The organism is Microbacterium sp. EST19A, assembly GCF_019969685.1.
Taxonomy (GTDB): domain Bacteria; phylum Actinomycetota; class Actinomycetes; order Actinomycetales; family Microbacteriaceae; genus Microbacterium.
Window position 1 is genome coordinate 1,004,482 of the sequence record NZ_JAHXYZ010000001.1, and the last position, 16,302, is coordinate 1,020,783.

Below are 16,302 nucleotides of genomic sequence, written 5' to 3' on the forward strand. Positions count from 1 at the left end.
AGCGCGGTTCAGAGGGCGGGGACGGGCGAGTGCGCGAAGCCGAAGAGATCCTTCGGGTCCTCGGGCGCCGCGACGAGGTCGATCTCGGTGTCGAGGCCACTGCCGGCGAGGTCCGCCCGCAGGTGCCGCAGCGCCGAGAAGTCCTCGATGGCGAAGCCGACCGAGTCGAAGATCGTGACCTGATCGGCCGAGGTGCGTCCCGGTGCGAGACCGGCGAGCACCTGCCAGAACTCCGTCACTGGGAAGTCGGGGGCGACGTTCTGGATCTCGCCTTCGACACGGGTCTGCGGCGTGTACTCGACGAAGACCGGTCCTCGATCGAGGATGCGCGGGTCGAGCTCGGTCTTGCCCGGGCAGTCGCCGCCGATCGTGTTGATGTGCATGCCCGGGGTGACGTCGGCATCGGTCAGCACCTGGGCCACCGCCTTGTCGGCCGTGCAGGTCGTGACGATGTCGGCACCGGATGCCGCCTCCGACGCCGAGCCGCAGACCGTGATGTCGAAGCCGCGCGAGCCGAGGTTGCGGACGAACTTCTCGGATGCCGCGGGGTCGACGTCGTAGATGCGCAGCCGTGAGATGCCGAGCACGCCGCGGAACGCCAGCGCCTGGAACTCGGCCTGGCTGCCCGCACCGATCATCGCCATCGTGCTCGACTCGGGGCGTGCGAGGCGGCGGGCGACCATGGCCGAGGTCGCCGCGGTGCGCAGCGCGGTGAGCAGCGTCATCTCGGCGAGGAACACCGGGTAGCCGTTGTGCACGTCGGCGAGCACGCCGAACGCCGTGACGGTCTGGTAGCCGCGGCCCGGATTGAACGGGTGACCGTTGACGTACTTGAACGCGTAGATGTCGGGATCGCTGATCGGCATGAGCTCGATCACACCGAACGGGGTGTGATTGGCGACGCGCTCGCTCTTGTCGAAGGACTCCCAGCGACGGAAGTCGTCCTCGATCGTGTCGGCCATCTCGGTCATGATCCGCTCGGCGCCGCGACGCGAGATCCACTCCACCATGTCGGCGACTCCCACGAATGCGGTCATGCCGTCACCTCCTGTCCATTGGTGCTCGCGATGCGATCGGCGAGCTTCGGGTTCTCATAGGGGCCGGGCCGCCGCAGCGCTTCTATGATCTTGGCGATCACCTCGGCGGGCTTGTCCTGGCTCATCTTGTCCTTTGCCTCGAACCGGTCGACGCGCAGGCGGAAGCCGACCGTGCCGTGCACGATCCGCTCGGCGTAGGCGGTGTTCTCGAGTGTGCGGTGCATGAGGAACGGTTCCGGCAGCGGGCTCTCGAACCACGCGACGAGCCGGTCCAGCACCTGCAGGTTCTCCTCGTCGGAGAGGATCTCGGGAGTGCCGTGCAGATGCGCGACCGCGAAGTCCCAGGTCGGCACGGCCGGCGACACGTCGTACCAACCGGGCGAGACATAGCCCTGCGGCCCGTAGATGATCACCATCACCTCGTGCTCGCCGAGCCGGTGCAGCCGTTCGTCGGGTCGGCCGACATGGCTCAGGAGCACGATGCCGTCGGCATCCTCATCGAGCAGCATCGGGTAGTGCGACGCGACCAGGCCCTGGCCGGGCACGTGGCTCACGATCGTCGCCCACGGGTTCTCGCGCACGAGGGCGCGGATCGCCTCGACGTCGTCGAGCACGTAGTCGGGGGTGTGCCTCATGAGGTCTTCCGCCAGTCGATGTCGGCGGTCGCGAGCACCACGTCATCTGGATCGACCGCGGTCACCCGAGTCGAGTCCCCGGTCGTGCGACCCACGATCCGCAGGGGGAGGTCGACGAGCACGGGCGCGATCGCCCGCAGGTCGAGGCGCACGGGCACGCGTCCTGGGGCGTTCCGCCGCGCGGCATCCATCAGCAGGATGCGCGTGAGCGGGCCGTGCACGAGCAGATCGGGCAGCCCTTCCACCTCGCGCGCCCAGGCACGGTCGTAGTGGATGAGATGCGTGTTGAAGGTCAGCGCCGAGAACCGGAACAGCTGCCGGGCGTCGAGCGTGAGCTCCTCCTGCCAGTCGGCCTCGGCCACGACGGCCGGATCGGGCCGGGGTGCGCGCGCCGGAGCATCCGGATCGGCCGCCTCGAGGAAGACGTCGTGCCAGACGGTGCGCACGGCGGGCTCGTCGTCGACCGCGTACTCGCGCTCCACGTCGACGAACACCAGACGTCCGCGGGAGCCGTTCTTCTCCACGACGCTCCCGAGGGATGCCGTTCGCGTCACCTCTTCGCCCAGATGAAGCGGGCGCAGGAACTCGGTCGTCTCGCCGGCGTACATCCGGCGCGGCAGATCGATCTCGGGGATGATGCCGTCGCGAGCGGGGGTCCCGTCGGGACGGAGATCGGCGAGCACCGCGTCGAACGGGAAGAACACGCCCTCCCAGCCGGCCGGCAGCGTGTCGCCGTCGGTGAGAGCCGGGTCGTCGGCCGCGAAGGTGCCGCGGTACGCCTCGACGGTGGATGCCGCGATCCGCTCGGTGCGCAGCTCGCTCACGGCAGCGCTCCCGCGGCACGCAGCTCGGCGATGCGCGCGGCGTCGTAGCCGGCGAACTCGGTGAGCACCCGGTCGGCGTGCTCCGCGAAGCGGTTGGCCGTGCGAGCCGGTGTCGCAGGCGTCGCCGACAGCTTGATCGGCTGCCCGAACATGCGCAGCACGCCCAGGTCGCCGTAGTCGGCCTCGACGATCATGTCGCGCTCGGCGGTGCCCGGGTCCTCGACGACCTCGCCGATCGTCTTCACCGCGGTGAGCGGCACGACGTCGCCGGCGAGATCCTCGAGCTCCTTCTTGGTGCGCGAGGCGAGCCAGCCCGCGACGATCGGCTTGACCCGGCGCTCGTACACGTCCTCCTCGAACCGCTTGCGCATGGTGTCGATCTCGGGGTCGTCCTTGTGCTCGGGCGTGCCGAACAGGTCGCAGCTCGCGTTCCAGAGCTTGTCGGTGTACGCCCCGAAGAAGACCTGCCCGTCGGCGCAGTCGAAGAGCTCGTACGGACGCACCCAGGCGTGCGCGTTGCCCTGCGGCGACGCCACCGTGCCGTTGACCGTGTAGTCGACGACAGCCGTCTCGGTCAGAGCGACGATGCTGTCGACCTGCGCGACGTCGACGACCTGGCCCTCGCCGGTCGCCTCGGCATGGCGCAGGGCGGCGAGCGTGCCGACGACCGCGAACAGGGTGGCCGAGAGGTCGCCGATCGTGACGCCGACACGGACCGGCGGATGCTCGGCGTAGCCGTTCATCGACCAGATGCCGCCAGCCGCCTGCGCGGTGTTGTCGAACGCGGGGCGCTTGCTGCGCGATCCGGTGCGGCCGTAGCCGGAGATCGCGGTGTAGACGAGGCGCGGGTTGACCTCGCGCAGCACCTCGTAGCCGACGCCGAGCTTCTCCATCGTGCCGGGGCGGAAGTTCTCGACCAGCACATCGGCGCCGCGGACCAGGTCCTTCAGCACCTCCTTGCCCTCGGGGGTGGCGAGGTCGAGGCCCATGCCGAGCTTCCCGCGGTTGTACTGGGCGTAGTAGGCGCTGAACTCCTCGTCGCCGTCGGTCAGGTACGGCGGGAAGCCACGCGACACGTCCGGATCCCGCGGGTTCTCGACCTTGATCACGGTCGCGCCGAGGTCGGCGAGCATCTGCGCGGCGTAGGGGCCGGCGAGCACGCGCGACAGATCGATCACGGTGACCCCGGCGAGCGCACCGGGAGCGGGGAGCGTGGTGTCGATCATGTGGGCGTGACCTCCTGGGCGGGTTGAGGGGCGACGGATTCGGGGGCGTCGATGCCGATGCTGTCGATTCCCGCGGCGGCGAACGCACGGGCGACGTTCGAGGCGGGACGCACATTGCGGATGCGCGAGAGCCAGAGCGTGGTCGCGGCCAGGGCGCCGAGATCGAGTCCGGTCTCGATGCCGAGCCCGTGCAGCATCCACACGAGGTCCTCTGTGGCGAGGTTACCGGTCGCGCCCTTCGCGTACGGGCAGCGGCCGAGTCCGCCGACGGACGCGTCGAACTCGGCGACCCCGAGCTGCAGGGCGGCGTGCACGTTGGCGAGCGACTGTCCGTACGTGTCGTGCAGGTGCAGGGCGATGTCAGAGACCGGGATGCCGACGGCGAGTGCCTCCTCGATGATCCCCACCGTGTGCCCCGGCGTCGCGACGCCGATCGTGTCGCTGAGGGCGATCGTGCGGCTGCCGGCCTGGTGGAGGGCCGAGGCCGCCTCGATCACGGCATCCGTGTCGACGGCGCCCTCCCACGGGTCGCCGAATGCCATCGAGACGTAGCCGCGCACCGGGATGCCCTGCGCGGTCGCCGTGGCGATGACCTCGACGGCGCGCTCGATCGCGCCCGCCCGCGTGGTGTTGAGATTCGCCTGCGCGAACGACTCGGTGGCGCTGACGACGACCGACACCTCACGGATGCCGGCATCGATCGCGCGCTGCAGTCCGCGGAGGTTCGGCACGAGGCCGACGGCGCGGGCGCCCGCGGGCACCTCGAGACCGGCGACGACCTCCTCGGCATCGGCGAGCTGCGGGATCCAGTTCGGGGGCACGAAGCTCGTGACCTCGAGATCACGGCTGCCCGCGGCGTACAGCCGGCGGCAGAGCTGCGTCTTGATGTCGGCGGGGATGATGTCGGTCTCGGCCTGCAGCCCGTCGCGGGGCCCCACCTCGAACACGGTCACCCGAGTGGGAAGGCCGTCCTGGCGGATCACCTTCGGGGCGGGAGCGCTCATGCGCTCGCCCCGCCCGCGCGCAGCTCCGCGAGCACCTCCCGGGCGTACTCCACGCGGATGCGGCGCTCGGCGACGATGCGCGCCGCGACCGCGCCGATCTCATCGACCTCGGCGCCGGCGCTCGCGGCGATCGTGCGGGCGTGCAGGGTCATGTGCCCGCGCTGGATGCCTTCCGCGGCGAGCGCGCGGCAGGCGGCGAGGTTCTGCGCGAGGCCGACGGCCGCGATCACGCTGGCGAGCTCTCTGGCCGTCTGCACGCCGAGCAGCTTCACCGACGCCTGGGCCGTGGGGTGGGCGCGGGTCGCGCCGCCGACGAGGCCGACCGCGAGGGGGACCTCGAGCGTGCCGACGAGGTTGCCGTCGGCATCCTTCTCGAACTGCGACAGCGCCGCGTACCGGCCGGTGCGGGCGGCGTGCGAGTGGCAGCCCGACTCGACCGCGCGCGTGTCGTTGCCGGTGGCGAGCACGACGGCGGTGATGCCGTTCATGATGCCCTTGTTGTGCGTGGCCGCGCGGTAGGGGTCGGCCTCGGCGAAGGCGCTCGCGGCGACGATGTCGTCGACCACCTGCGCCCCGCCCAGCAGTTCGGCGTCGAAGACGGCCCGCGCACGGGTGAGGCGGAGCTCGGCCTTGTTGGTCAGGATGCGCAGCAGCGTGCGGGTGCCGGCGACCTCGGCGATGCGGGGGGCGATCGCCTCGGCCATCGTGTTCACGGCGTTGGCGCCCATGGCGTCGCGCACGTCGACGTGCAGGTGCAGGATGACCTGCACGCCCGCGCGGGTCGGGAGCACGCGGACCGAGATGTCGAAGGCGCCGCCGCCGAGCGACACGAGCATCGGGTCCTGCTCGTTCGCGAGTGCCAGCAGCTCGTCCTTCGCCTCGAGCAGGGCGAAGCGGGTGCCGTGCGGGTCGACGGCGTCGAGCACCTGGATCTGGGCGATCATCACGTCACCGGTGTACGAGGTGGTGAAGCCGCCGTGCTGCCGCGCCATGCGTGCGGCGTTGGAGGCGGCGGCGACGACGCTGGGCTCCTCGGTGGCCATGGGGATCAGGCGATCCTGGCCGTCGATCGTGAAGTTCGTGGCCACGCCGATCGGGATGCCGATCATGCCGACCACGTTCTCGATCATGTGATCGGCCTGGGCGAGCGAGAGCCCGCTGTCGGGCCGGAGGGCGTCGAGCACGTCCGGGTCGAGGTCGGCGCTCTGCGCGACGAGCGTCAGCCGCTCGTCGGGAGTGTGGTCGCGCAGACCAGAGATTCGGCTGTTGATCGACATCGCCACCTTCTTTCCTGACAGCGGCCGGGTCCTCGGCGCTGTGGTCAAGGACGACACTAGGAGCGGTCCGAGCGAGCGACGATGGATGGAAAGCTCATCGCCTGCGGCTCGCTGTGGGCGGATGACACATCCGTCTGGGCGCGCGACCGACCTAGACTCGCAGCACATCCCGGGGTGCGGACTCTCTCGTCCGCTGTGCGTGAGGAGATCCGATGCCCTACACCGACTCAGCCGACGTGCGTCTGTACTACGAGGTGTTCGGCGACGCCGACGCTCCCGTGCTGGTCCTCGTCTCCGGCGGAGGGGCCCAAATGCTCTCCTGGGACGAGCGGTTCATCGGGATGCTGACCGCCGGTGGGCTGCGCGTGGTGCGCTTCGACAATCGCGACACCGGGTTCTCGCAGCTCTTCGGCGGCGAGGACGACGTCGACGGCGGCTACGACCTGTCCGACATGGCGGAGGACGTTCTGCGGGTCCTCGACGAGCTGAGCGTCGACGCGGCGCACGTCGCCGGTCATTCGATGGGCGGGATGATGGCGCAGATGCTCGCGATCCGGCATCCGGAGCGCATCCGCAGCCTCGGGCTGCTGTCGACCATCCCCGGCCAGTCCCCGCGCTACGTGCTGCACGACGAGCGCGCCGAGCTCAGTGCGCCTCCCGTGCGCGTCTCGCGCGAGCAGGCGGTGGAGTTCGCGGCGCTGTACGCAGAGTCGACCCGGCTCGGCGCCTACGACCCGCAGGTCGAATGGCATCGGGCGGCGGCGGGCGAGGCGTACGACCGCGGGTACCACCCCGAGGGCTTCGCGCGGCAATGGGCCGCGCTGCGCCGCGCGCCGGAGCGGCTCGAGGCACTGAAGGCGGTGACCGCGCCGACCGTCGTCTTCCACGGGCGCGAAGACGACGTGCTGCACTGGGCATCGGCCGTCGACATCGCCGAGGCGATCCCCGGGGCAGAGCTGCAGGTGCACGCCGACATGGGCCACCTCATCCCGCACGAGCTGTGGCCCGATCTGGCCGCAGCCCTCCTGAGGACCGCGGCCCGAGCGGACGAGGGGCGCTGACGCCCGACCGACGTCGCGCCGTACAGTGATGTGATGCCCGAGGACACCGAAGCGATCGCTGCGCTGCTCGACGCGGCGTACGATCCCGAGCTGGTCGGACCGACCGCGGTCAGCGATGCGCTGCGGCAGCTCGGGGCGGCGGATGCTGAGGCCACGGCGCTCGCCGAACGGGTGGGGCGTGCGCAGCGCGAGCTCTCGCGGCTGCGCCGTCGCGAGCACGAGCTGACCGCGCTGTTCTCGAGCGCCAGGGAGCTGGCCGAGCTGCGCGACAGCGACGCGGTGCTCGCGCGTCTCGTGCAGCGCGCCCGGGAGATGATGGGCGTCGACCTGGCCTACCTGTCGGAGTTCGACACCGACAGCCGCGAGCTGCGGGTACGCGAGACCAGCGGTTCAGTGAGCGCGTCGTTCCAGACGCTCCGCGTGCCTCCGGGTCGGGGACTCGCCAGCGTCGTGGTCGAGTCGCGCACCGCGCACTGGGTCGCCGACTACACCGCGTATGCCGCGGACCGCCACGACGCGGGAATCGACGACGCCGTCTCGGCCGAGGGCCTGGTCTCGCTGCTCGGCGTGCCGATGCTGACCAGCGACGATGTGCTCGGCGTGCTGTTCGTGGCGAACCGCGAGAAGAAGAGCTTCTCCCCCGAGGAGGTCGCCCTGCTCTCGGCGGTCGCCGACCACGCGTCGGTCATCCTGCAGACGACGCAGACCCTGCGCGATCTGCAGCTCTCCGAAGACGCCAGCCGCCGCACCCTCGAGAGTCTGACCGCCCACCTCGTCGAACGCGACCGCGCCAACACGGTGCACCAGGAGCTGGTGCAGGCCGTGCTCGCCGGTGGCGGATTCGGCCCGGTGGCCGAGACCCTCGCCTCGGCTCTCGGGCGCGCTGTCGCGATCATCGACGCGCAGGAGAACGTGATCGCCGCGGCCGGACTCCCCCTCGCCCCCGGCATGCTGTCCCTCGACGAGCCGGTGCGCGACGCCCTCGCGGAGAGCCGGCGGCACGGCCATGCCGTCCCCGTCGCGGGTCAGGGCGTGCGGGCGGTGTCGGCCCTCACCGCCGGCAACCGGCACTTCGGTGCGCTGCTCCTGGGTGACGGCGACTTCGAGCTCGGGGCCGTCGACCTGCGCACGATCGAGCGCGCCGCACAGGTCGGCGCACTGCTGGAGCTGCAGCAGGAGGCGGCATCCGGTGCGGATCATCGCGTGCGCAGCGAGCTGATCGCCGACATCCTCGACGACGTGCCGGAGCGCCGCTCCGACGTCGAACGTCGCGCCCGAAGGCTCGGCGTCGACCTCGGCGCGCTCGACTCGCTGCTCCTGCTGTCGGTCGCCGGCGACCAGCAGACCCCCGCAGGGCGCGCGGTCATACGACAGCTCGACGACCGGGCGCTGGTCGGCGAGTACCGCGGCTTCGTCGTGGCCGCGTACTCGGGCGGGCGGGGCGAGATCCAGCCGGACCGGCTGCGCGCGCAGGTCGCGTCGGCGATCCAGGACTCCGTCGCCGTCGTCGTGCCCCCGCCGGCGAAGGGCCCGCTGCCCGCCGCGTTCCTCGCCGCTCGGCGCACCGCCCGACTGCTCGCCGCGCTCGAGCTGACCGACCTCACGGCGCACGTCGAGGACTTCCTCCCCTACTCGGCCGTGCTCGACGCCGACGCGCAGGGCTTGTCGACGTTCCTCCGCGACACGATCGGCGCCGTGCGCGAGTACGACGCCGAGCGCAATGCCGACCTGCTCGGCACCCTCCGGGCGTTCGTGCGCAACAACGCCAGTCCCACCCGGACCGCCCGGGCGCTCAACTTCCACACGAACACGATCCTCCAGCGGCTCGACCGCCTCGACCACGTGCTCGGCGAGACCTGGCGCGACGACGAGCGGATGTTCCGCCTCGGCATCGCCGTGCGCCTCGACGAGCTGCGGGAGAGACTGCAGGGGCCGCAGGTCTGAGCGCGGCTCGTCGGGACTCACCCATGGGCTGAGAAGGCACCCATGGGCTGGGGAATCCGCCGCAGACCTCAGCCCGGCACGGAGTTCTCCTCCCGAGCGGATGCCGTGGCGACCCGCGGCCGCGATCTCCTGACGACCTACCGGTCCGCCTCCGCGTCGAAGGCCTCGGCGCCGGTCTGGGAGAACGGATGCTGACCGCGCGGGCCGAACACGAGCAGGAGCTCGGCGGCGGCATCCGATTCGTTGCGCACTCCGTGTTGCATGCCCTCCGGGGCATAGAAGGCGTCACCCGCCCGCAGGACCCGCCGCTCCTCACCCGCGGTGATCACGACCTCGCCCTGCGTGACGATGTACATCTCGTGGGAGCTGTTCGTCGAGCAGCTGTCCGGGTCGCCCTCGAGGTGGTGATGCTGGCCCTCCTCCGCCCCGGGTTCGAGGTGGTACCGCATGACCGAGATCGGCAGCGCCGAGGTCTCCTTGAAGTACCACTCGATGCCGATACGGCCCTCGCCGTCGTACAGCTCCCAGTCGTGGGCGTTGTCGCCCGCTCGCTGAATCCTCATGATCAGGTCCGGTACAGCACCGGCATGGACTCGAGCAGCTGCCGGGTGTACGGGTGTTCCGGAGCGTTCATGACCTGCTCGCCGGTGCCCTCCTCGACGACCTTGCCCTGGTGCATCACCGCGACGCGGTGGGCGAGGTGATGAACGACGGCGAGGTTGTGGGTGATGAACAGGTAGGTGACGCCGGTGTCCTTCTGCAGCTGCACGAGCAGGTTCAGCACCTGTGCCTGCACCGAGACGTCCAGTGCCGATGTCGGCTCGTCGAGCACGACGAACTCGGGTTCGGCGGCCATGGCGCGGGCGATCGCGATGCGCTGGCGCTGACCGCCCGAGAACTCGTGCGGGTAGCGTTCGGCCGAGTCCATCGGCAGTCCGACGCGATCCAGCGCGTCGGCGAGGCGACGGCGGCGCTCCTTCGATCCGATCCCGGCGGCCACGAGCGGCTCGGAGATCGACCGCGCGACGGTGAACCGCGGGTCGAGCGAGTCGTTCGGATCCTGAAAAACCATCTGGATGCGACGCCGGTGAGTGCGCAGCGCCCGGCCCCGCAACCCGGTGACGTCCTCGCCGTCGAACTCGATCGTCCCCGCGGTCGGCGTGCGCATGAGCAGGATGGCGCGCGCGAGCGTGCTCTTGCCCGAGCCGGACTCGCCGACCAGGCCCAGCGTCTCGCCGCGCGGAACCGACAGGCTCACGTCGTCGAGCGCGACCATGGCGTTGTCGCCGTGACCGAAGCGCTGGGTGACGTTCTTCACCCGGAGCACGTCGTCGCTCATGAGGCCTCCTCCAGTTCGGCGGGTGCCTCGGCGAAGTCGTTGAGGGCCGGGATCACCGCGAGCGGCGACCGCACCGGCACCGACGGGCGCGGGATGCTCTCCAGCAGCGCGCGGGTGTACGGATGCCGCGGATCCTCCAGCACGCGCCGCGCCGAGCCCGATTCCACGACCCGGCCGCGGTACATCACCGCGACACGTTCGCAGAGCTGCCCGATCACGCCGAGGTCGTGGCTGATGAACAGCACGCCCATGCCGGTCTCGTCGCGAAGGCTCTTGATCAGCTCCAGGATCTGCGCCTGCACCGTGACGTCGAGCGCGGTCGTCGGCTCATCCGCCACGAGCAGGTCGGGGCCGGCGGCGACGGCGATCGCGATCACGACGCGCTGACGCTGACCGCCGGAGAGCTGGTGCGGGTAGTAGTTCAGTCGCTTCTCGGCATCCGGCATCTGCACCAGCTGCAGGATCTTGAGGGCGCGCGCCCTGGCCTGCTTCTTGTCAGCCGTGCCGTGGATCTGCAGCACCTCGGCGATCTGGGCGCCGATGCGCATGCAGGGGTTGAGGGCCGCCATCGGCTCCTGGAAGACCATCGACGCCTTCACGCCGCGCACCTGTCCCCAGTCGCGTTCGGTGGCGTCCTGCATGTCGGCGCCCGCCACGGTCATGCGGCTGGCCGTCACGCGGGCGGAGTCGGGGAGCAGACCCATCATCGCGAGCGCGATGCTGGACTTGCCGCTGCCGGATTCGCCGATCACGCCGACGATCTCGCCCTTGCGCACGCGCAGGGAGACGCCGGTGACCGACGGCGGCGCGGCGCCGTAGGAGATGCTGAGGTCTTCGACACGGAGGGCGTCGACGTCGTCGGTCATGCGCGACCCGGCTTTCTCTCTGGTTCGGAGGCGGAGGTGGATGCCCGGGCGCCGGCGTGGATGATCACGACGGCGCCCGGGCGGGGTGTCACTGCGACAACCAGGCGTGGTCGAGAGCGGAGCGCGAGTAGAACGCGTCGTTCTCGTAGTCGTGCAGCTTGTTGCTGTTCCAGACCTCGAAGTACACCGGGACCGCGGCAGGAACGAACTCGAGCGCCTGGTCGGCGGCCTCGGTCGCGAGCTGCGTGATGAGGTCGGTGTACTCCTCCGGGGTCGCGGCCGACTTCGCCGCCGTCAGCAGCTCGCGCGCCTTGTCGGCGTCGGGGTTGCCGTCCCAGTGGTTGTAGACGCCGCCTTCGAGGAGCACCGGCTCCAGGTAGAACGCGGCCGACGCACGAGGGCTGCCCGGGATCGCGACGAGGTCGGTCCACGACTCGCCCGTAGTGAAGATCGGTGCGATCTCGGCGAGCGGCGTCGACTTGAGGTTCAGCGTGATGCCCGCCTCGGCGAGCTGCTGCTGCATCATCTCGTAGGCCGGGTGATGGGCCGCGGCCACGTCGCCCATGTAGCTGAGCGTGATCTCGGGGTTCGGCTGACCGGCTTCTTCGAGCAGTCGCTTCGCCTCCTCGACGTCGCGCTCGTGGTACGGCAGGGTCGTCGCGTCCGTGGCACCGGGGTCGCCGGCGGGCGGGACGAACGAGATGCCGGCGTTGCCGAGCATCGCGGTGTCGACGATGGCCTGGCGGTCCAGGGCGAGCGAGATCGCGCGGCGCACGTTCACGTCGGCCAGCGGACCCGACTCCGGGTTCACGTAGATGGCGAGGTTCTGACGGAACGCCGCGTCGCCGAGGGTGAAGCCCGAGGAGGCCGCCTGCTGGGCGAGGCTGCCGTCGATGAACGACGCGGCCTGCACGCTGCCCTGCTGCACGGCGGCGAGGAGGGTGTTCTCGTCGGGGTACAGCTCGAAGACGATCTCGTCGAGGTAGGGCTCGTCGCCCCAGTAGTCCTCGTTCTTCTCCAGCGTGACCGAGACGCCCTGGTTCCACTCGGTCACCTGGAAGGCGCCGGTACCGAAGGTCGAGGTCTGGCGCTCCTCCTCGGTGGCGTTGCCGTATCCCTCTTCGCTCACGATGAGGAAGGTCTGGCGCGCGGAGACCGCGTCGAGGAACGTGCCGTCCGGTGCGCTGAAGTGGAAGGTCACCTCGTGGTCGCCGGTCGCCTCGACGCTCTCCATGAGGCTCAGGTACGTGGCGTTCGTGCCGCCGTCCTTGCGCGTCTCGAAGGAGTAGACCACGTCGCCCGCGTCGAACGGCGAGCCGTCGGCGAAGGTGACGTCGTCGCGCAGCTGGAACACCCAGGTGAGCTCGTCGACCTGCTCGTACTCGGTCGCGAGGGCCGGCTCGATCTTGTTGTCGTCGTCGCGGGTGAGGAGGGTGTCGTACGCCATCGAGTCGATGACCTCGGCGGCGATGGCCGAGGCGACCATCGGGTCGATGCCGCCGGCGGAGGGCTCTGCCGGGACTCCCCAGGTGAGCGTGCCGCCGGAGACCGGGTCGCCCGCGGGCTCGTCGGCTCCGGTGCCGCCGCCTCCGGACGTGCATCCGGCGATCGTCAGGGTCACGACGGCGAGTGCTGCCGCCGTCCCTGCCCAGTGTCGTCTGTTCATGAGGGCCTCTTCTCGGTTCGGGATTGCTGTTTCTCTGATCGGGTGTCGTGCGTGGAGGGGGTGGAGCTGTCGGATGCCGTGGGCTTCGGTCGGCGCTTCGTGCGACGGCCGAGCGAGAACGCCGGCTCGCGACGCGGCGCGAGGTAGTCCTGCAGGCCGTCGGCGAGGAGGTTCCAGGCGGCTGACAGCAGGATGATCACGAGCGACGGGAGGATGATGAGCAGCGGCTGCAGCTGCATGAACCGCGTGAATTCGCTGATCATGCGACCGGCCGACGGCTCCGGCGCCTGCACCCCCTGGCCGAGGTAGCTGAGGGCCGCCTCGATCAGGACCACCTGCGAGGCGACCGACGCGAACTGCACGAACAGCGGGGTGAGCACGTTCGGCAGCAGGTGCTCGGCGATGACTCGCGCAGGGCGCACGCCGCTGATCGTGGCGGCGAGCACGAAGTCGCGTTCCCGCAGTGCGATGACCGGAGCGCGCATGACGCGGGCGAATCCGGGGGCGAAGACCAGTCCCAGCGCGAGGATCAGCGGCCAGGGGCCGTTGCCGATCACGACGCCGACCACGAGGGCGACGAGGATCGCGGGGAGTGCGAGCACGGCATCCACGACGCGCATGATGACCGCGTCGATCCAGCCGCCGACGTATCCGGCGATCAGTCCGAAGAACGTGCCGATCACCGCACCGAGGAGTGCCGCGGCACCCGAGATGACGAGGCTGGTCCGGGCGGCGAGGGCGAGACGGGTGAAGGTGTCGCGGCCGAGGTTGTCGGTGCCGAGGAGGTGCTCGCCGGAGGGTCCGCCGAGGGGCAGGCCGGAGGCGGCGAACGGGTCGTACGGCGGCCAGAAGCTCATCCAGCCGGCGAGGATCAGGATGACGCCGAGGATGCCGGCGCCGCCCCAGAACGCCGGCCCGAACCGGCGGCGCGCGGGGCGCTTGCCCGCGACGTTGGCGAGGGCGAGTTCTCGTGTGACGGTCATCGTGCGTGCACCCTCACTCTGGGGTCGATCAGCGGATAGAGCAGATCGACGGCGAAATTGATCACGACGTAGACGACGCCGATGAGGAGGACGGTCGCCTGGATGATCGGATAGTCGGAGGAGCGGATGCCGGTCAGCAGCAGCGAGCCCATGCCGGGGAGCGAGAACACGGCCTCGATGACGACGGTGCCGCCGACGAGGGCAGCGAGCTCGATGCCGATGACCGTGGTGACGGGGATGAGGGCGTTGCGCAGTGCGTGCCGCGTGACGAGGCGACTCGGGGATGCGCCCTTGGCCCTGGCGGTGCGGACGAAGTCCTGTCCGAGCGTGTCGAGAAGCGTTCCTCGGGTGTACCGGGCGATGATCGCCGCCAGCACGATGCCGATCAGGAACGACGGCAGCAGCAGCACGCCGAAGGCCCGCAGCGGATCGCCTGCCGCGCCGGCGTAGCCGACCAGCGGAAGTCGCAGGGTCAGCGAGTTGACGAGGATCAGCACGGTGCCGAGCACGAACGGCGGCGTGGCGAGAAGCACGAACGAGAGTCCGCGCACGGCCGTGTCGGGGAGGCGACGCCACCGCGTCGCAGCGAGCACGCCGGCGGGGATGCCGAGGGCGGTGCCGATCACGGTCGCCATGACCGCCAGGCTGAGGCTCAGGGGAAGACGGGTGGCGATGAGGGCGGACACCTCGCCGGGGACGGTGATCGCGCGACCGAAGTCGCCCTGGACGACGCCGAGCAGCCACACGAAGTACTGGGTGATCCACGGCTGGTCGAGTCCGAGCTGGACACGCAGCGCGTCGAGCTTCGCCGGGTCGGGGTTGGCCGGATCCGCGAACGCGGCCAGCGGGTCGCCGGGGATGATCCGGACCATCGAGAACACGAGGATCGACAGCATGAACAGGACGAAGAGGGACGAGAGGATCCGGGAGATGATGTAGCGGGTCATCGCGAAGTCACTCCTCTTCGGGATGTCGTCAGTGACATGGCGGTCACGCTACGCAGGGGATGCCGCCGCCCATACGGTGCGGGACTCCAGGGCATCGATCGCATGGTGGGTGAATCCTCCATAGCTGGGATCGCTCGCGGGCTCGCGATCGTCACTTCACCACCCGCGGGGCGCATCATCGGACCATCGAATCCGCGGCACCGAACTCGCGGAGGTCGTCGGTCGACTCGCCGTCCAGCGCCAGTTCGGCCAGCACCCGGCCCAGTGTGGGCGTGAACTTGAAGCCGTGTCCGGCGGCGAGGCCGACGATGATGTCGGGATGCTGCGGCAGCGCGCTCAGCACGAACCGACGGTCCTTGGTGAGCGCGTACTGGCAGGTCACGGTGCGCAGCTCCGGCCCCTTCCCGGGGATCAGGCCGTCCATGAACTCGGTCAGCTGCGCGGTGAGCTCGGGCGAGGGCACGAACGACCGCTGCTCCGGGGTCATCCGGTTCTCCGACACGTCACGCGCGGCCTTGATCGACGGCTCGCCGAAGGTGGGGAATCCGTAGTAGCACTCGTCGTCCTCCCAGATCCACACCGGGAAGCGCGAACGGTCGTAGTCGTCCGGCTCGGCCGGGTGGAAGTAGGTGACCTGCTCCTGCATGATGTCGAGCGGGATCGCGGCGTCGAGCGGCTCGAGCAGCGTGTTCGTCCACGCGTCGGCGGCGACGATGACCTTGCCGGCGCGGATGTCGCCGTTCGCGGTGTGCACGATCACGCCGTCGGCATCCGGGGTGAGCGACAGGACGGCGGTGCGGTCGCGGATGTCGGCCCCGTGCACGCGAGCGCGCATCTGCAGGGTCGCCACGGTCCGAGACGCATGGGCGATGCCCGTGTCGGCGGTGTAGACGGTCTCGACGTTCTCGGGCACCCGGAACTGCGGCCAGCGCGCCTGCACCTCGGTCGGCGAGAGCAGCTCGTGCTCGACGCCGCATTCGGTCAGCGCGACCGTGAAATCGGATGCCGAGTAGGGTCCGTCGGTCGGGATGAGGATGACCCCGCCGGTGATCGTGAGCAGCCGCTCGCCCGACTCCTGCTCGAGGTCGGCCCAATCGCGGTAGGCCGACTGGGCCAGGCGCACGTAAGACGAGGCGCCGTACGAGGTGCGGACGATCCGCGAGGTGTCGTGAGAGGCGCCGCGCACGTGGCCGAGCTCGTACTGCTCGAACGCCACCACCTTCGCGCCTCGGCGAGCGAGATGGTACGCGGCTGCACTGCCGATCGCTCCCATTCCGACGACTGCCACCTCGAACGACTCCATGATGCTCCGCTTCTCTCGCGGCGACCGGCGCGTACCACCGGCTCGCTGCTGTCAGTGTGCGGGAGCCGTGCGACGGCGACTATGGATCGATGTCCCATGTTGACGGCGTGCGAATGTGTGTTGAGCACGCGCTGCGGCCGCGGCGAACACGCAGACGTCGAATGCGTTTCGACGAGGTTTCGATCGGCTG

The 16,302-nt window shown here is 70.3% G+C and carries 15 protein-coding genes; 2 read left to right on the forward strand and 13 right to left on the reverse strand.

Annotated elements, in window-relative coordinates:
* Nucleotides 1-8: 8 nt before the first annotated feature.
* The 6 genes from LC452_RS04945 to LC452_RS04970 are packed head-to-tail and all read right to left on the reverse strand — an operon-like array spanning nucleotide 9 to nucleotide 6,003.
* On the reverse strand, nucleotides 9-1,037 hold the full coding sequence (locus LC452_RS04945) for an ornithine cyclodeaminase (RefSeq protein ID WP_223622918.1): 1,029 nt from the start codon (nucleotides 1,035-1,037) through the stop codon (nucleotides 9-11).
* Nucleotides 1,034-1,672, reverse strand: coding sequence for an FMN-binding negative transcriptional regulator (locus tag LC452_RS04950; RefSeq protein ID WP_223622919.1), 639 nt, complete (start codon nucleotides 1,670-1,672; stop codon nucleotides 1,034-1,036). The genes LC452_RS04945 and LC452_RS04950 overlap by 4 nt, the downstream gene beginning before the upstream one ends.
* Nucleotides 1,669-2,496, reverse strand: coding sequence for a MaoC family dehydratase N-terminal domain-containing protein (locus LC452_RS04955; RefSeq protein WP_223622920.1), 828 nt, complete (start codon nucleotides 2,494-2,496; stop codon nucleotides 1,669-1,671). Before LC452_RS04955 ends, LC452_RS04950 begins: the two co-directional genes overlap by 4 nt.
* Complete coding sequence (locus LC452_RS04960) at nucleotides 2,493-3,722, reverse strand: CaiB/BaiF CoA-transferase family protein (RefSeq protein ID WP_223622921.1); 1,230 nt, start codon at nucleotides 3,720-3,722, stop codon at nucleotides 2,493-2,495. Before LC452_RS04960 ends, LC452_RS04955 begins: the two co-directional genes overlap by 4 nt.
* Nucleotides 3,719-4,726: a hydroxymethylglutaryl-CoA lyase gene (locus tag LC452_RS04965; protein WP_223622922.1), complete on the reverse strand. Its 1,008-nt coding sequence runs from the start codon at nucleotides 4,724-4,726 to the stop codon at nucleotides 3,719-3,721. The genes LC452_RS04960 and LC452_RS04965 overlap by 4 nt, the downstream gene beginning before the upstream one ends.
* Entirely contained in the window at nucleotides 4,723-6,003 is a 1,281-nt protein-coding gene (locus tag LC452_RS04970; RefSeq protein WP_263293781.1) for a hydroxymethylglutaryl-CoA reductase, degradative, read from the reverse strand. The genes LC452_RS04965 and LC452_RS04970 overlap by 4 nt, the downstream gene beginning before the upstream one ends.
* A 212-nt stretch (nucleotides 6,004-6,215) precedes the next feature.
* Here LC452_RS04970 and LC452_RS04975 point away from each other — a divergent pair, with 212 nt between their 5' ends.
* Both LC452_RS04975 and LC452_RS04980 read left to right on the forward strand, forming a co-directional pair.
* Nucleotides 6,216-7,064 carry an alpha/beta fold hydrolase gene (locus LC452_RS04975; protein WP_223622924.1) on the forward strand — a complete coding sequence of 283 codons (849 nt, stop codon included), beginning with the start codon at nucleotides 6,216-6,218 and terminating at the stop codon, nucleotides 7,062-7,064.
* A gap of 33 nt (nucleotides 7,065-7,097) precedes the next feature.
* On the forward strand, nucleotides 7,098-9,008 hold the full coding sequence (locus LC452_RS04980; RefSeq protein ID WP_223622925.1) for a GAF domain-containing protein: 1,911 nt from the start codon (nucleotides 7,098-7,100) through the stop codon (nucleotides 9,006-9,008).
* A 137-nt stretch (nucleotides 9,009-9,145) separates the two neighbouring features.
* Here LC452_RS04980 and LC452_RS04985 read toward each other — a convergent pair whose 3' ends face one another.
* The 7 genes from LC452_RS04985 to solA all read right to left on the reverse strand — a co-directional run bounded on the left by LC452_RS04985 (nucleotide 9,146) and on the right by solA (nucleotide 16,112).
* A complete protein-coding gene (locus LC452_RS04985) occupies nucleotides 9,146-9,571 on the reverse strand; it encodes a cupin domain-containing protein (protein ID WP_223622926.1) in 426 nt (141 codons plus the stop codon).
* 2 nt (nucleotides 9,572-9,573) lie between these two features.
* Nucleotides 9,574-10,347 (reverse strand): ATP-binding cassette domain-containing protein, encoded by a 774-nt coding sequence (locus tag LC452_RS04990; RefSeq protein WP_223622927.1) that lies wholly within the window; start codon nucleotides 10,345-10,347, stop codon nucleotides 9,574-9,576.
* Nucleotides 10,344-11,213 carry an ABC transporter ATP-binding protein gene (locus LC452_RS04995; RefSeq protein ID WP_223622928.1) on the reverse strand — a complete coding sequence of 290 codons (870 nt, stop codon included), beginning with the start codon at nucleotides 11,211-11,213 and terminating at the stop codon, nucleotides 10,344-10,346. The genes LC452_RS04990 and LC452_RS04995 overlap by 4 nt, the downstream gene beginning before the upstream one ends.
* 88 nt (nucleotides 11,214-11,301) lie before the next feature.
* A complete protein-coding gene (locus tag LC452_RS05000) occupies nucleotides 11,302-12,879 on the reverse strand; it encodes an ABC transporter substrate-binding protein (RefSeq protein WP_223622929.1) in 1,578 nt (525 codons plus the stop codon).
* Nucleotides 12,876-13,862 carry an ABC transporter permease gene (locus tag LC452_RS05005; protein ID WP_223622930.1) on the reverse strand — a complete coding sequence of 329 codons (987 nt, stop codon included), beginning with the start codon at nucleotides 13,860-13,862 and terminating at the stop codon, nucleotides 12,876-12,878. Before LC452_RS05005 ends, LC452_RS05000 begins: the two co-directional genes overlap by 4 nt.
* The gene (locus LC452_RS05010) at nucleotides 13,859-14,809 is read right to left on the reverse strand and encodes an ABC transporter permease (RefSeq protein ID WP_223622931.1); all 951 of its coding nucleotides are present in this window, start codon (nucleotides 14,807-14,809) and stop codon (nucleotides 13,859-13,861) included. The genes LC452_RS05005 and LC452_RS05010 overlap by 4 nt, the downstream gene beginning before the upstream one ends.
* Before the next feature lie 175 nt (nucleotides 14,810-14,984).
* Complete coding sequence (solA, locus tag LC452_RS05015; protein ID WP_223622932.1) at nucleotides 14,985-16,112, reverse strand: N-methyl-L-tryptophan oxidase; 1,128 nt, start codon at nucleotides 16,110-16,112, stop codon at nucleotides 14,985-14,987.
* Between the last annotated feature and the right edge of the window lie 190 nt (nucleotides 16,113-16,302).

Bases quoted from the DNA above. Each gene is read 5' to 3' on its own strand.
- LC452_RS04965 (WP_223622922.1), bottom strand. From the start codon at position 4,726: ATGAGCGCTCCCGCCCCGAAGGTGATCCGCCAGGACGGCCTTCCCACT.
- LC452_RS05000 (WP_223622929.1), bottom strand. From the start codon at position 12,879: ATGAACAGACGACACTGGGCAGGGACGGCGGCAGCACTCGCCGTCGTG.
- LC452_RS04985 (WP_223622926.1), bottom strand. From the start codon at position 9,571: ATGAGGATTCAGCGAGCGGGCGACAACGCCCACGACTGGGAGCTGTAC.
- LC452_RS04970 (WP_263293781.1), bottom strand. From the start codon at position 6,003: ATGTCGATCAACAGCCGAATCTCTGGTCTGCGCGACCACACTCCCGAC.
- LC452_RS04960 (WP_223622921.1), bottom strand. From the start codon at position 3,722: ATGATCGACACCACGCTCCCCGCTCCCGGTGCGCTCGCCGGGGTCACC.
- LC452_RS04990 (WP_223622927.1), bottom strand. From the start codon at position 10,347: ATGAGCGACGACGTGCTCCGGGTGAAGAACGTCACCCAGCGCTTCGGT.
- LC452_RS04980 (WP_223622925.1), top strand. From the start codon at position 7,098: ATGCCCGAGGACACCGAAGCGATCGCTGCGCTGCTCGACGCGGCGTAC.
- LC452_RS05010 (WP_223622931.1), bottom strand. From the start codon at position 14,809: ATGACCCGCTACATCATCTCCCGGATCCTCTCGTCCCTCTTCGTCCTG.
- solA (WP_223622932.1), bottom strand. From the start codon at position 16,112: ATGGAGTCGTTCGAGGTGGCAGTCGTCGGAATGGGAGCGATCGGCAGT.
- LC452_RS04950 (WP_223622919.1), bottom strand. From the start codon at position 1,672: ATGAGGCACACCCCCGACTACGTGCTCGACGACGTCGAGGCGATCCGC.
- LC452_RS05005 (WP_223622930.1), bottom strand. From the start codon at position 13,862: ATGACCGTCACACGAGAACTCGCCCTCGCCAACGTCGCGGGCAAGCGC.
- LC452_RS04995 (WP_223622928.1), bottom strand. From the start codon at position 11,213: ATGACCGACGACGTCGACGCCCTCCGTGTCGAAGACCTCAGCATCTCC.
- LC452_RS04975 (WP_223622924.1), top strand. From the start codon at position 6,216: ATGCCCTACACCGACTCAGCCGACGTGCGTCTGTACTACGAGGTGTTC.
- LC452_RS04945 (WP_223622918.1), bottom strand. From the start codon at position 1,037: ATGACCGCATTCGTGGGAGTCGCCGACATGGTGGAGTGGATCTCGCGT.